Annotated in this window: 10 protein-coding genes and 1 tRNA gene; 8 read left to right on the top strand and 3 right to left on the bottom strand. The window is 55.0% G+C overall.

Annotated elements, in window-relative coordinates:
* Positions 1 to 33: 33 nt before the first annotated feature.
* Positions 34 to 3,531: a chromosome segregation protein SMC gene (gene smc / locus A3714_RS12160; RefSeq protein WP_063509518.1), complete on the bottom strand. Its 3,498-nt coding sequence runs from the start codon at positions 3,529 to 3,531 to the stop codon at positions 34 to 36.
* 485 nt (positions 3,532 to 4,016) lie between these two features.
* On the opposite strand from smc, the gene cysZ reads away from it, so the two are divergent.
* Positions 4,017 to 4,796: a sulfate transporter CysZ gene (gene cysZ / locus A3714_RS12155; RefSeq protein WP_063509517.1), complete on the top strand. Its 780-nt coding sequence runs from the start codon at positions 4,017 to 4,019 to the stop codon at positions 4,794 to 4,796.
* Positions 4,797 to 4,999: 203 nt separating this feature from the next.
* Here cysZ and uvrB read toward each other — a convergent pair whose 3' ends face one another.
* A complete protein-coding gene (uvrB, locus tag A3714_RS12150; protein WP_063509516.1) occupies positions 5,000 to 7,018 on the bottom strand; it encodes an excinuclease ABC subunit UvrB in 2,019 nt (672 codons plus the stop codon).
* 499 nt (positions 7,019 to 7,517) lie between these two features.
* On the opposite strand from uvrB, the gene A3714_RS12145 reads away from it, so the two are divergent.
* The 7 genes from A3714_RS12145 to A3714_RS12115 all read left to right on the top strand — a co-directional run bounded on the left by A3714_RS12145 (position 7,518) and on the right by A3714_RS12115 (position 14,136).
* A complete protein-coding gene (locus A3714_RS12145) occupies positions 7,518 to 8,708 on the top strand; it encodes a pyridoxal phosphate-dependent aminotransferase (RefSeq protein ID WP_063509515.1) in 1,191 nt (396 codons plus the stop codon).
* A 68-nt stretch (positions 8,709 to 8,776) separates the two neighbouring features.
* Positions 8,777 to 8,852: transfer RNA gene (locus A3714_RS12140), tRNA-Asn, on the top strand.
* Between the two features lie 488 nt (positions 8,853 to 9,340).
* Positions 9,341 to 10,627 carry an exopolysaccharide biosynthesis polyprenyl glycosylphosphotransferase gene (locus A3714_RS12135; RefSeq protein WP_063509514.1) on the top strand — a complete coding sequence of 429 codons (1,287 nt, stop codon included), beginning with the start codon at positions 9,341 to 9,343 and terminating at the stop codon, positions 10,625 to 10,627.
* Positions 10,624 to 11,523: a glycosyltransferase gene (locus A3714_RS12130; protein ID WP_063509513.1), complete on the top strand. Its 900-nt coding sequence runs from the start codon at positions 10,624 to 10,626 to the stop codon at positions 11,521 to 11,523. Before A3714_RS12135 ends, A3714_RS12130 begins: the two co-directional genes overlap by 4 nt.
* Complete coding sequence (locus tag A3714_RS12125) at positions 11,520 to 12,344, top strand: glycosyltransferase (protein WP_063509512.1); 825 nt, start codon at positions 11,520 to 11,522, stop codon at positions 12,342 to 12,344. The genes A3714_RS12130 and A3714_RS12125 overlap by 4 nt, the downstream gene beginning before the upstream one ends.
* A complete protein-coding gene (locus A3714_RS12120) occupies positions 12,341 to 13,147 on the top strand; it encodes a glycosyltransferase family 2 protein (RefSeq protein WP_063509511.1) in 807 nt (268 codons plus the stop codon). The genes A3714_RS12125 and A3714_RS12120 overlap by 4 nt, the downstream gene beginning before the upstream one ends.
* Positions 13,148 to 13,176: 29 nt before the next feature.
* Positions 13,177 to 14,136, top strand: a complete 960-nt coding sequence (locus A3714_RS12115) for a glycosyltransferase family 2 protein (RefSeq protein WP_063509510.1) — start codon at positions 13,177 to 13,179, stop codon at positions 14,134 to 14,136.
* Between the two features lie 9 nt (positions 14,137 to 14,145).
* Here A3714_RS12115 and A3714_RS12110 read toward each other — a convergent pair whose 3' ends face one another.
* Positions 14,146 to 15,447 carry an oligosaccharide flippase family protein gene (locus A3714_RS12110; RefSeq protein WP_082850723.1) on the bottom strand — a complete coding sequence of 434 codons (1,302 nt, stop codon included), beginning with the start codon at positions 15,445 to 15,447 and terminating at the stop codon, positions 14,146 to 14,148.
* Positions 15,448 to 15,455: the final 8 nt, after the last annotated feature.

Below are 15,455 nucleotides of genomic sequence, written 5' to 3'. Positions count from 1 at the left end.
AAGTGCCACCATTACGGACAGCACCGGATTGCCTTACATGGCCGCCATTTCGGCAGCTTCTTCCACATCGACCGACACCAGACGGGACACACCAGGCTCATGCATGGTGACCCCCATCAGGGTAGCAGCCATCTCCATCGCAATCTTGTTATGAGTAATGTAGATGAATTGTACTTTTGCGGACATTTCCGACACCAGGTTACAGAAACGCCCCACGTTCGCATCGTCCAGCGGCGCGTCCACCTCATCGAGCAGACAGAACGGCGCCGGGTTGAGCTGGAAGATACTGAATACCAGGGACAACGCAGTCAGTGCCTTCTCCCCCCCTGACAACAGGTGAATGGTGCTGTTCCGTTTGCCCGGGGGCCGCGCCATGATCGTCACACCGGTATCCAGCAGGTCGTCGCCGGTGAGCTCCAGGTAGGCGTGACCGCCACCGAACACCTTGGGGAACAGTTCCTGCAGGCCGCGGTTGATGCGGTCGAAGTATTCCTTGAAGCGCGCCCGGGTTTCCCGGTCGATCTTGCGAATGGCGTTTTCCAGAGTGTTGAGCGCGTCTTCCAGATCCCCGTTCTGGCTATCCAGGTAGTTCTTGCGCTCGGACTGCTGTTGGTATTCGTCGATGGCCGCCAGGTTGATCTGTCCCAGCCGTGAAATCCGCTGGCCGATCATGTCCATTTCCCGGGCCCATTCCTGCTCGTTGGCGTCCTCGGGCAGGTTTTCCAGCACGGTGTCCAGGTCGAAGTTGTGCTCACCCAGCTGCTCGGCCACGGTCTGCCGGCGGGTGGTCAGGTCCTGCCACTGCATCCGCTTCTGGTCCATGGTGCTGCGGATTTCCTGGGCCTGGCGCTCGAACTGGCCGCGCTGGCCTTCCAGATTGCGCATCTCGTGATCCACCGCTTCCAGTTCACGGCGGGCCTCGGTGAGCTTGTGCTCCGCTTCCAGGCGTACTTCCAGCTTTTCTTCCAGCTGCATCTGCAGCTCGGTGCCCGGCTCGTCACCCTCATTGGTCTGCTCTTCCAGCAGCGCCTTGCGTTCGGCCAGGGCCTGCACCTGGGATTCCAGACGGCTCAGATTCTGGCGCAGGGAGTCTGCCTGGGTACGGGCACCCTGCACTTCCATGGCCAGATGGTGGGACTGGTCGCGGTCATGGCGGGCCTTCTGGCGGGCCTCATCAAGACGCAGCCGCAGCTCGTCGCGGCGGGACAGCAGCGCTTCGCGCTGGCCGCTGTCGGCCTCCATGGCGTCCAGCGCTTCCGCCAGCACCGCCCGGGCCTCTTTCATCTGTTCCTGTTCCTGGGCGTGCTGCTCGTTGGTTTCTTCCAGTTCGCGGCCCAGACGCTCGCGGCGCATGGTGATCTGTTCCAGGCGCACCTGACGGGCGCTGACCTGGGCATTGATCTCGCCCAGCTCCCGGTTGATACGGCTGGCCTGACGCTGAACCTCTTCGCGCTCTTCCTCCAGCTCGCCGATCTGCTCCCGGGTGCTTTCCAGTTGTTCTTTCAGGTCGTCCACGGTGGCCTGCAGGGTCTCGATCTCACCCTCCAGTTGCTCCAGCTCCCGACGGCGCTCGAGAATGCCCGCTTCCTGATCTTCCTCTTTGGCCACTTTCAGCCAGTCCGGGCCGAGACAGATCCCGTCACGGGTGACCACGGATTCATGGGCGTCCAGCTGGCCACGCAGGGCCAGCGCCCCGTTCAGGTCATCGGCCACGTAAACGCCGGCCAGCAGGCCTTCAGGCACCTGGCCCTGGACGTGATCACGAAGCAGTTTGCCCTTGCTGCCTGTGCCTTTCACCGAGGCCGGGCTGAACAGGGCCAGGCGGCCATGGGAAAGGTCCCCCAGCCAGTCGCTGACCTGGTCGAACCCGCTGATGGCCACCGCCTGAATGCTGTCGCCCAGCACCGCTTCCAGGGCCTTTTCCCAGCCCTCATCCACCTGCACCTGGTCCGCCAGGCGCGGCTCTGCGTCCAGTTCGTGGCGGTTGAGCCAGTCGCTCACAGCGCCATCGTCGCCCATGGCGGCCTTCTGCAGGGCCTCCAGCGAGGTGCGGCGACCCTTCAGGGTCTGCAGCTTCTCGCGGGCTTCGTCCAGTTGCCGGCCCCGGTCGCCGTTTTCCCGACGCATGCGGTTGATATCTTCCTGCAGGGATTCGCTGCGCAGTTCGTTTTCTTCCGACTGGCCACGATACTGTTCCACCTGCTCTTCCAGCTGACGCATTTCCTGGGCCAGCGGGCCGGAATCCAGGGATTCCTGTTCTTTTCTGAGGCGCTCAATACGCTCTTTCAGGCGGTCCTGGGATTTCTCCAGGTGCTGAATCCGGGACTGCTCCACTTCCGCCTGACGGCGGGATTCCCCGGACTTGCCGTTGAACTCCTCCCACTCCTGCTGCCAGTTCTGCATGGCTTCTTCCGCCAGGGCCAGGGCTTCGGCGGAGGCTTCCTGCTGCTCGCTGATCAGCTCCAGCTCTGGCTCACGCTCGGCGAGGATGGCATCCAGCTCCGCCACTTTCTCGCTGTCCACGCGCAGATGCTCATCGGATTCCTGCCAGCTGGCCTTGATCTGGTCCAGCTCTTCATAGAGCTGCTGCTTGCGTTCGCGCTGGTGCTGAATGCTCTGCTCCAGACGGGCCACTTCCGCGCCCAGGGCGTAAAAGTGCTGCTGCACCTGGTTGAAATGTTCCTGCACCTCGTGGTGCTTCTCGCGCAGGCGCTCCACCTCCGCATCCACGTGACGCTGCTCGGCCACCTTGGCTTCCATGGACACATCCAGCTCGCCGATCACGAAGTCGAGCTGCTTGACCTGACTATCCAGGCCTTTCCAGCGCAGGGCCTTGAGCTGGGCACCCTTGAGGCGCTCCTCTTCCTTGTATTGCTTGTACTTTTCCGCGGCGCTGGCCTGGCGGCTGAGGCGCTCCAACTGACGCTCCAGCTCGTCACGGATATCGGTGAGACGCTCCAGGTTTTCCCGGGTGCGGCGGATGCGGTTCTCGGTCTCGCGGCGGCGGGCCTTGTACTTGGAGATACCTGCCGCTTCCTCGATGTAAACCCGCAGCTCTTCCGGCTTGGCCTCGATCAGCCGGGAAATCATGCCCTGCTCGATGATGGCGTAGCTGCGCGGGCCCAGACCGGTGCCCAGGAAGATGTCGGCAATATCCTTGCGGCGGCACTTGGTGCCATTGAGGAAATAGTTGGACTGGCCGTCCCGGGTCACCTGCCGCTTCACCGAGATTTCGTTGAACTTGCCGTATTCGCCGGTCACCGTGGCGTCGGAGTTATCGAAGATCAGCTCGATGGAAGCCTGGGCCACGGGCTTGCGGGCATTGGAGCCGTTGAAAATCACGTCGGCCATGGATTCGCCACGCAGGTGTTTGGCGGAGGATTCCCCCATCACCCAGCGAACCGCATCAATGATATTGGACTTCCCACACCCGTTGGGCCCCACCACAGCGGTGAGATTTTCCGGGAAATTGGTGGTGGTAGGGTCCACAAAGGATTTGAACCCGGCCAGTTTTATGGATTTCAGTCGCATAGTGTCTGCTTAACTCGGGCCAACAGGCCAAAAATTGGGCGAAAACAAGGTTTTCGCCGCCCCCTGAAGCGATTACGGCGCACCGTGGGCATTAAAAGGGGTAAGTCTAGCGACAACCCGGGCTGAATTCATCAGCCGCAACGCCCCGTTTACAATAAGGCCAAGAATGCCGGACCCCTGCAGGCGCCATAGTCACATGGCGATTGTGCCGTCGGCGGGCGGTTCGCCATGCAAGCATTGGCTCCTGCAAAGCCGGGGGCCAATTGAAAACAACTGAAAAAGCCTGGCCCGGTTCACACGCTCTGCCCAACCCTTCCGCCAAAGCCACCGTTGGAGCCTGGAATCGGGGCCTGCCCGGCCCTCATAGCCCTTCGCCTTGCAAGCAAGGCTCCAACGGCTTTGCGACGAGGGCTTCCCCGCAGGGCTTTCCCTTTTTGCGTTCTGCTTGTAGCTTGTAGCTGCTTTCTCACAGCCAAGGATTTGCCGTGTCTCAAGTTGCCGATGCCATCAGCTACCTCAAACGCAGTGTCACCCTGGCAAAAAGCCGGGAATTGCGTCTGTATGTGGTCATTCCCCTGATCTTCAACATCGTTGTCTTTGGTGGCCTCTACTGGGCCAGCGGCAGCTGGATCGCCGGCTGGATCGCCTCGGCCACGGCAGACTGGGCGCTGACCGGCTCGTTGAGCTTCCTCAATGAAGCCCTGCACTTTCTTATCGACGCGGCCATTATTCTGGTCTGGATCCTGCTGCTGGCCCTGTTTGCCAGTGTCTTCTCCATCGGCGTACAGCTGATAGCGGCGCCCTTCATGGGCTTCCTGGCGGAGAAAGTGGATATCCAGACCACCGGCAAGCCCATGCCCGACGAATCCATCGCCGCCATGGTCCTGCGTACCTTCAAGCGGGAACTGCGCAAAACCTGGTACTGGCTGTGGCGGGCGCTGCTGATCCTGTTTGTGGTGATGGTGGTCTACTTCATCCCGGTGGTGAACGTATTTGCCTCGGTGATCTGGTTCCTGTGGTCCGGCTGGCTACTGGCCATGCAGTACATCGACTTCGGCGCCGATAACCGCCAGGTACCCTTCGAGGTCATGCTGGAGCGCCTGAAAACCAAACGCTGGCTGGTCCTCACCTTCGGCGCCGTGGTCATGGGCCTGACCATGCTGCCGCTGGTGAACCTGTTCATCATGCCGGTGGCAGTGATTGCGGGGACGTTGATCTGGGTGGAGGAATTGGCACCGCAAACAACGGATCAAGCCCCCCTGTAGGAGCCTATGCTTGCATGGCGAACCGAGCCCCGGCGAGGAAACGGAGGTGAGGTTTGCTCACACTCTTATCAGAAAGACCTGCAGAGCGCCGATACTCCTGATCGCCCCCGGATCAAGCCCGGGGCAGGCTCTGCGGGCTATTTCCTCGCTTCGCGAGGTTCGCCATGCAAGCATAGGCTCCTACAGCGGCGTTGTAGCCGGGTCTAGCGCATGAATCCAAGCTCGCGGAGCTGGTGAATCCGGTCCCGTGTGGCCGCAGCGTCCTCGAACTCCAGGTTCTTGGCGTGCTCCATCATCTTGGTTTCCAGGGCCTTGATCTCGCGGGCCACTTCCGCCGGGGACATGGCCTCGTATTTCGAGGGTGACTCGGCCACCTTCTTGTTCTTGTCGCCCTTGTATTTGCGGTCGTAACGGCTGCCGCCGCTGTCGTCCATGATGTCGCGAACCTTCTTGTTGAGCTTCTGCGGCGTGATGCCGTGCTCCTTGTTGAAGGCCTCCTGCTTCTCGCGACGCCGGTTGGTCTCGTCGATGGCCCGCTCCATGGAACCGGTCATCTTGTCCGCATAGAGAATGGCACGGCCATCCACGTTCCGTGCCGCGCGGCCGATGGTCTGGATCAGGGAGCGGTCCGAACGCAGGAAGCCTTCCTTGTCCGCATCCAGAATGGCCACCAGGGCCACTTCCGGCATATCCAACCCCTCACGCAGCAAGTTGATGCCCACCAGCACGTCAAACTTGCCCAGCCGCAAGTCGCGGATGATCTCCACCCGCTCCACGGTGTCGATGTCCGAGTGCAGATAGCGCACCTTGATGCCGTGCTCGTTCAGGTACTCGGTCAGATCCTCGGCCATGCGCTTGGTGAGCGTGGTGACCAGCACCCGCTGCTCCTTGGCGATGGCTTCCTTGGCCTCTCCCAGCAGGTCATCCACCTGGGTAATGGCTGGACGGATTTCGATCTGCGGATCCACCAGACCGGTGGGACGCACCACCTGCTCCACCACCTGGCCGGCGTATTTTTCCTCGTAAGGGCCGGGCGTGGCGGAGACAAACACCATCTGGGGGGCCAGCCGCTCCCATTCCTCGAACTTGAGGGGCCGGTTATCCATGGCCGAGGGCAGCCGGAAGCCGAAGCTCACCAGGGTTTCCTTGCGCGAACGGTCACCCTTGTACATGGCCCCCAGCTGGGGGATGGTCACGTGGGACTCATCGGCGATAAGCAGGGCATTCTCCGGCAGGTAATCAAACAGGGTCGGCGGCGCCTCGCCGGGGGCCCGGCCGGAAAACAGCCGGGAATAGTTTTCCACCCCGTTGCAGTAGCCCAGCTCCTGCAGCATCTCGATGTCGAAACGGGTGCGCTGCTCCAGCCGCTGGGCTTCCACCAGCTTGTTCTGTTCCTTGAGCTCCGCCAGTCGTTCGGTGAGCTCCTCCTTGATCATCTCAATGGCCTTGAGGACGGTTTCCCGCGGGGTCACATAATGGCTCTTGGGGTAGACGGTAATCCGCCCTACCCGCTTGATCACCTCACCGGTGAGCGGGTCGAAAATGCTGATGGTTTCCACCTCGTCATCGAACAATTCGATGCGAACCGCTTCTTTTTCCTCTTCCGCCGGGAAAATATCGATCACATCCCCGCGCACCCGGTAAGTGGCACGGCGGAAATCCATCTCGTTGCGGGTGTACTGCAGCTCCGCCAAGCGGCGCAACAGCTCGCGCTGGTCGATGCGATCACCGCGCACCAGGTGCAGCACCATGGCGTGATAGCTGGCCGGGTCACCCAGGCCGTAGATGGCAGATACAGTGGCCACGATAATGGTGTCCGGCCGCTCCAGAATGGCCTTGGTGGCAGACAACCGCATCTGCTCGATCTGCTCGTTCACCGACGCATCCTTCTCGATAAAGGTGTCGGAGCTCGGCACATAGGCTTCCGGCTGGTAGTAGTCGTAATAGGACACGAAGTACTCCACCGCATTTTCCGGGAAGAATTCCTTGAACTCCCCGTACAGCTGGGCCGCCAGTGTCTTGTTGGGCGCCATGATGATGGTGGGCCGCCCGGTCTGCTGGATCACATTGGCCATGGTGAAGGTCTTGCCGGACCCGGTCACCCCGAGCAGGGTCTGGTGGCCCAGACCATCGTCGATCCCTTCGATCAACTGGGCGATGGCCTGGGGCTGGTCGCCGGCGGGCTGGTAATCGGAGTGGAGCTTGAAGAGGCTGTCGGACATGAAGATATCCTGGTGGCCACCCTCCTGAGCCAGGAAGGCAGCAAAATCATGGTTTCAAAATCGGGACACAGTGTAGCAGAGCCGGCGTGAATGCGCGGCGGAACAACAACACCAGAAACACCGGATTCCCCTGTAGGAACGGAGCGTAGCGGAGTAACGCACGTAGTTCTGTGCGGCCCGAAGGGTGAGCGTAGCGAATAATTCCTCTCGAGGGACGAAGCACGCGCAGCGCGAAACGCCCAAAGGGCGAAGGTTTTGGATGATGGCAGAGTGTCCGGCCGGTATTCACCTGGCCTGAAAGGCCCTGCGCAGATTCGTCCCCTGGAAGGGAACTCCTACAGCGGCTTTTTAGAGAGCTTGTCCGACTCTGTTTGAGCCCCTCCACACTCACCAGGCTCACAGGAAAAACGGGACATTTCAGCCCTGACCCGCTAAAATGCCTCCCCCTTTCTGCGCCAAAAGCGCAGCCAATACGACTCTTTAGACGAATGAGGAGTGCATGTCCGATATCAGCCTTTCCGACCGCGTACAACGCATCAAGCCGTCTCCTACCCTGGCCATTACCGCCAAAGCCGGTGAACTTCGTGCTCAGGGAAAAGACATTATTGGGCTGGGTGCCGGTGAGCCGGATTTCGATACCCCGGATCATATCAAACACGCCGCCATTGAAGCGATCAACGCCGGCAAGACCAAATATACCCCGGTAGACGGCACTCCCGGCCTGAAAAAGGCCATCATCGACAAGTTCAAGCGTGACAACAGCCTGGACTACGAGCCCAACCAGATCCTGGTCTCCAGCGGCGGCAAGCAGTCCTTCTTCAACATGGCCCTGGCCCTGCTGAACGACGGCGACGAAGCCATCATTCCTGCCCCCTACTGGGTGAGCTACCCGGATATGGTGCTTGTTGCCGGCGGTGTCCCCAAGGTCATCGAAACCGACGTAAACAGCCGTTTCAAGATCACCCCGGAACAGCTGGAAGCGGCCATCACGCCGAAAACCCGCCTGTTCGTGATCAACAGCCCGTCCAACCCTTCCGGCATGGCGTACTCAATTGAAGAGCTGGCCGCTCTGGGTGACGTGCTGAAAAAGCACCCGGACATCATCGTCGCCACCGATGACATGTACGAGCACATTCTGTGGACCGGCAAACCCTTCGTGAACATCGTCAACGCATGTCCGGAGCTGTACGACCGCACCGTGGTCATGAACGGCGTTTCCAAGGCCTATTCCATGACCGGCTGGCGGATCGGCTATGCCGGCGGTCCGCAGAAGCTGATCGCGGCCATGAAGAAGGTCCAGTCCCAGTCCACCTCCAACCCGGCCTCCATCAGCCAGGCAGCGGCAGAAGCCGCACTGGCCGGCGATCAGGGCTGTGTGGACGAGATGGTCAAAGCGTTCAAGGAACGCCACGACTACCTGACCGCAGCACTGGACGCCCTGCCCGGCGTGAAATGCGCCCAGGGTGACGGCACCTTCTATGCCTTCCCGGACTTCTCCGAAGCCATCGCTAACCTGGACGGCGTGGAATCCGACACCGATCTGGCCGCCCTGCTGCTGGAAACCGCCGAAGTGGCGCTAGTCCCCGGTTCCGCTTTCGGCGCCCCGGGCTGCATGCGCCTGTCCTTCGCCGTCGGCATGGACACCCTGAAAGAAGCCATGCGCCGCATTGAGCAAGCATTGGCTAAATAAGCAACAAACGCGCTCCCGGGGTGTTGACGACCCCGGGAGGCGTCACTAATATACGCGCCTCAAGACATTCCGCCTTAGCTCAGTTGGTAGAGCAAATGACTGTTAATCATTGGGTCGCTGGTTCGAGCCCAGCAGGCGGAGCCAAATAGAAAGGGCCTACCCATCGGGTAGGCCCTTTTTCTTTGCCCCAATGATTGGTCGCCCTGCGGTCGACAGTTAATCATTGGCAAACCCTACGGCTTTGCCTGGTTCGAGCCCAGCAGGCGGAGCCAAATTGAAAGGGTCTACCCATCGGGTAGGCCCTTTTTCTTTGCCCCAATGATCGGTCGCCCTGCGGTCGACAGTTAATCATTGGCAAACCCTACGGCTTTGCCTGGTTCGAGCTCAGCAGGGGGAGCCAAATAGAAAGGGCCTACCCATCGGGTAAGCCCTTTTTCTTTACCCATTGATTCCCTGCCCCGCCCGGAGCACCCCACCATCGAGCCACTACCCCATCTTTCCCTTCTCAGAAAACCTTGTGACCACAACGAAATTGTGGACACCACAGAGCATGATAGAATCTGTCAGCTTTACCCCGGAAAGGTCCGACATGGAGACAGGGCTTGTCATTCTCATCAAGAAAAGAACTGAACATGCAGCAGGAACACATCAACATCAGCCCGTCCCGCCACAACCGCTGGTACGAGCAAATTCTGCTCAACCCTTTGTTCGGCCATTTCTGGGCTTTAACTGCCATCATCCTCGGCGCGCAATTTATCAGCTATCAGGCGTGGCCTCAGAATGAAAACCAGAGCATAACCCTGGGGTTGTTGGGGCTGTGTTATGTGATCGCTGTATACCTCGGGAAAAATATTACCAAATTCGCAGGCGGCAAGGCCCTGACATACATCCTGGCAACCACCCTGATTTCCGTTGCCCTGGTCATTACACTCGTGCTTTTTATGCGCCTCAGTTATGCCCGCACATCATTGCTAGCCGGGGTATTGATACTGCTAGCGACGCAAACGCTGGCCTTGTTGATCAACAGACGATTCCGCAATCTAAAGCTGGCATGTATCCCGACAGAAGGCATTGAAGGAATCATGCCCTGTAGTTCCAGAAACCTGGAATGCAGAATGTTAAGCACCCCAGACCTGGGCGGAACACGCTACGACGGCATCATTGTCGATATGGACGCCAGGCTTGACGACCAATGGATCCGCTTTATCAGTCATTGCAACATTGCAGGGCTACCTGTCTTCAACGCCCGTAAGGTAACTGAGTCTATTCATGGCAAGGTCAATCTGGCCACGTTGCAAAGCACTGACCTTGCAAACCTGCAACCTCAACCGGTTTACCTGGCGACAAAGCGCGCTCTTGATATCTTGATGACACTCGCGGCAGCGCCAGTGTTGATCGTGATTTGTCTGATAGTTGCCATTTTGATCAAGCTTGATTCTCCCGGCCCGGTCATCTTTGTCCAGCACCGAATCGGCAAGGGGAACCGGGTCTTCCGTATGTACAAATTCCGCTCTATGCGGCCCCAGGTGACGGGTGACGCAACCCCGCAATTTGCGGATAAAGACGCCCATCGCATTACCCGTCTTGGCGCCTTTATACGAAAATTCAGGATTGATGAACTACCCCAGTTCTTCAACATCTTGAAAGGTGATATGAGCCTGATTGGCCCCCGCCCTGAACAACCCGAATTCGTGGATCAGTTCGAAAATCAGGTCCCCTATTACAGCTATCGTCACATTATTCGCCCCGGAATCACTGGGTGGGCACAAGTCAATCATGGCTACGCGACCAATACAGAAAGCACCAGAGAAAAAGTGGAGCATGATTTTTACTACATCAAACACATCTCACCTGCGCTGGATTTCCTGATTATCATGCGAACCCTGAAGACAATGGCGACAGGTTTTGGCGCATTATGAAAAGCGCAACCTCTTCACTTTCAAGGTCCGTCACTGTCTATATCCCCACTTACAACCGCCCCGCAATGCTCAAGCGAGCCGTATTATCCGTGCTTGCTCAAACCCATAAAAATATTGAAATCCTTGTTGTTGATGACCGATCAAGCATCGAAAACCAGGAGAAGATGGAACAGCTCGCGGAGGAACTGGGGTTTGCTGTTATCAGTAACGAAAAAAGTAAGGGGGCATGCGGAGCGAGGAACACCGCGATCAAATATGCCAAGGGTGATTATATTACCGGGCTTGACGACGACGATGAATTTCAACCGGAAAGAATTGCTGAACTTATTGAACGCTTTCAACCTGATCAATACTCATGCATTGCCACCACGTCATCGGTGATTACCCCCACTGGCAAGATCATCAGAAATGCAGACTCCGGAGAAATCAGTCTCGACGCGTTACTGCATTACAACAAGATTGGCAATCAGGTTTTTACCCTCACCGAGCGATTGCGGGGAATCAACGGGTTCGACGAATCAATGCCCGCCTTTCAGGACTATGACACCTGGGTAAGACTGGTGCATAAATATGGTCCGGCCCTGAAAATCAAATCCCCAAGCTACGTGACTCATACGGAGCACGAGCAAAGAATATCCAGCTCGAACAGCAAAAGAATTCATGCAGCAGAGCGTTTTCTTGGCAAACACAAGCACCTGATGTCCAAACAGCATCTCAAATCATTTCACCTGATAATGATGAAACTTAGTGAAAGGAAGCCTTCGGCCATCTCTCTATTAAGAGTGGTTTCTCGTCAGAACTGGAAATCTGCACTGACTTTTTATATGGACAGCTATTTCCAGAGGCCGGCGAATTTCCTGAGAGCCATCTTAAGCAGAGTGAGTGGCAAACAATGAATTCAACAATCACTCTCGCTGTTAGCACTATCGGCGACAAGGCAGAAGGCGCTATCGAGCTTCTAGAGGCATTTTCTGACGAAGAAGGCCTGGAACTTATTGTGCTTTCTCAAAAGTCACCTAACCGGCTAATCTCGCAAATAGATACTATCAAGTCGGAAAAAAACATCAGACTGATTCCTCTTGACTCCGTCGGCTTGAGCAAAAGCCGCAATGCGGCAATAAGAGCAGCAACCGGTGATTATATCTGGATTCTTGACGATGATGTTTCCATTGAAAAACATCATATTCAAGTGATCCAGAGTGCATTACGGGATAAGCCGGACCATATTCATATTGGTCAGATCGAATGTTCTGACTGTCAAGGTCTCTACAAAGACTACTCGCGGTCCCGGAAAGGCAGGCTTGGCATACTTCGAATCAGCTCAATTGAGATACTCGCCCCCACTAGGAAAATCCGCGAGTCCGAAGTGGTGTTCAATGAAAGTATTGGCTTAGGCACTGCGCTACCCTCTGGAGAAGAGAACGTATTCCTGCTGGATTGCCTTAATGCCGGAATCCCTTTCAATTTCATTGATAAACCCATTATCCGCCACCCCTGCAACATCGAAGAACGGCAACCCAAGCATGCATGGAAAAGCCCTGCTCAGCTTCAATCAAAAGGCCACATTGCAAGGTATGTAGGGGGATTCAGCGGTCTCGCCTTGCTAGCACTCTGGGGCTCGAGAGCCTTGATTTACACCAGATCAATCAAGGCCATATTCTCAATATTGAAAGGCTATTCATCATCACCCACAAGAGCGCCACAGGATTGCCCGTGAAGACTCCGCCTACCGTAAGCATCATAACCCCCTGCTTCAACGCAGAAGCGACACTGGAAAAAACAGTAGCTTCAGTTCTGGCTCAAAGCTACTCGGATTGGGAGCTCATACTCATTGACGACCATTCAACCGACGCCACCTATACGCATGTAAAGCGTTATGCCGAAAAAGATCCTCGCATCAAGGCCTTCCGCATGGAAACCAATGGTGGAGCAGCTAAAGCAAGAAACCGTGGCATCGAAATGGCTCAAGGGCGATACATCGCCTTCATAGATGCGGATGATCTATGGCACACAGATAAGTTGAAAACCCAAATTTCGTTAATGGAATCCAACAACTGGGTATTGAGTTTCACGAGTTACAAGCGAATTGATGGCGGCGGGAAATCACTAAACAATGTAGGCGTGCCCCTCAAGACAAATTATAAAAAGTTGCTAAAAACGAACTACATTGGCTGCTCAACAGCGATTTATGACAGTAAGGTAGTAGGGAAAGTGCTAATGCCTGACATCAGGAAAAGGCAAGATTTTGCACTTTGGCTAAAACTTTTAAAAAAATGCGAATTCGCTCACGGAATAAAGGAACCTCTCACCACATATCGAGTCCATAGAAGTTCGCTTTCTTCCAACAAAGCAAACAGTGCCCGCTACAACTGGCATATATACCGAAATATTGAAAAGTTAGGCCTCCTGAGAAGCATCTATTACTTTTCTCATTATGCCGCTAGAGGTTTTCTGAGAAGTAAAATGCCAAATATTGCATTGCTGCTAGGTTTTCTTCATCGAAGCTCATCTCAGGAGTAACCCCTCTCCTCTAACTGAAGTGGAGCCAAATGCAATCTAACCAGCCCACCATCTCTGTCATCGTTCCTGCGTACAACGTTGAAAACTACATAGCCGAATCTCTTGAATCTCTGGTGAACCAGACTGTTTACCCTGATGAAGTGATCATTATTGACGATGGCAGCACTGATTCAACACTAAAAATTATTGAGTCATTCGATTTTCCATTTAAATCCACAGTCATTTCCACGGACAATCGAGGCCAAGGCCGGGCGCGCAACCTTGGAATGGAAAAATCCGAATCTGACTATCTGTATTTTTTTGATTCCGATGACATCCTGGACTCAAGGTTTATTGAATTTGCCAAGGAAAAATCCTCACGCTCGCCCTCGCCGGACCTCCTTCTTTTTTCAGGAGAAGTATTTCACGACGATGAAGGTTTTACGGGAAAACGGGTTTCAAGCTATAAAAGAGGATTTTCCGGTGACCGCCTCAGTGTCAACAAGACGCTTTCGGGGTTTCTTAATGAGGGAAGATGGGATGTAGCGGCATGTTTGTATATGGTAAAGCGGGAGCTAATGACGAATAACGCCCTTTCTTTTCATTCCTGGCACCATGAAGACACCCAGATTTTCTATCAACTCCTTGCAGTAGCAAGTCGGGTCACCGTAAGCAATAAAGTATTTTTCTATCGAAGAATCAGAAGAAATTCCATCATGACGATGAGCTTTAATAAAAATCACGCAATCGGATCCAGATTGCTCATTGAATCTCTGATCGAAATCGCAAATGCACGCAGTAGCACCTACTGGAAAGAGTTCATCACACGATCCATGAAGCTTTCCATTGAGCCTTATATCAGATCTTGCCGATATTCTGGAACAAAAATTGACCTCAGCATTATTATGAAAATGCTGTCCCAAGCCAAAAGTCCTAAACTCTATATATGGGCAACTCTTATTTTGATTAACAAAGATGCCATCAACATAATCAGAAAATTAAAGGGTTAATATCCCGAATCACATTCTTCCGAAAACCCAGGATTTGACATCGAGATATTTATAAAGCAGCAGGAAGAGCAAAATATTCCAAACCAGAAGCCCCACAGAAACGCCAATTGCCGCACCAACAGAACCATAAACCGGTATCAGAGCGATGCAAAGAAGGATGTTGATCAATAAAGAGGCAGCTTGCCCGATAAGCGTTATTTTTTCGTGGCCAGTCATAGAGAGGAAAAGACCTACCTGGCCAAAGAAAACATTAAAAAGCTGACCGATTGTCAGTATCACCAGTGGCGCATAGGAAATGGCGCCATATTCCTGACCAAAAACCAGGTTGACCAGCTCTTCTCCATAGAAAATAAACACCAGCGCACAAGGAAATGACAACAGCAAAGCACCTTGTGAAGATTTTGTTGCCAACCGTTGCAACGCGGCTTTATCCGAATTACTCCAGGCCGCAACCACATAGGGCGCCATGACCAGGCCAATAAGGACCAATGGCAAATTGACCAGTTGCGCGCCTTTATCAGCCACCCTCATTGCCGCCACAGACTCGTTCTCACCCATCACACCAAGCAAGACAATACCCACATTGGCGTTAAGTACTGAAACAATGTTAATGATTGAAAATGGTAAAAGAGCTGAGAGCCACTGCTTTCTTTTGAAAAACGGTTGAGTTCTTTCAATAGACGAAGGCTGTTTCTTCTTCAGGATTACCGTTGAGAAAAGAAATAAAATAAATAGTGCGAAAGCCTGAGAAAGCAACACATTTTCTTTATCAAGCGCGCCCAAATACAGCAACACGACCACGCCTAACAATACGATCAACGGCTGCAGAATCTGACTCGGCAGGATGGCCCAGAACGGTTCCTTCAACCCTCTGAACACCCCGTCCCTCACGGCATTCAGTCCAACCAGCGGTACAAGAAGAATCACATAGGGTAGCAAACCCCATTTTTCTTCAGATGGAATCCATCCCGCCATGGCGAGACATAAGTAAACAACAACCAGTACCGTTGAAACGAGAACTACCCACTGATACGCAGATAACATGACTCCTTTGTACAACGGCCAATTTTCAACGTGCTTATTGGCTGCCACCTCGCGGGTAAGCAGCGCAGTCACCCCGCCGGAAACCGGTAAGGCCAACAGAGGCACCAAAGCCATTGCAAAGGAGTATTGCCCAAAGTCATTGGCCCCTAAAAGCCGGGCCAGAATCACGCTAATGGCAAGGGCTAGCGGAATCGAAAGCGCCTTAACAAGCCCGACCTCTAACAATTTTTTGATAAAAGGGCGTTTAAGAATTTTTTGTACGTTCAAGAGCGCCT

This window comes from Alcanivorax sp. HI0007 (assembly GCF_001635525.1).
In the GTDB taxonomy this organism is placed as follows: domain Bacteria; phylum Pseudomonadota; class Gammaproteobacteria; order Pseudomonadales; family Alcanivoracaceae; genus Alcanivorax.
Note: the sequence above shows the minus strand (reverse complement) of the source record. Positions and strands in the feature narration are given on the sequence as shown.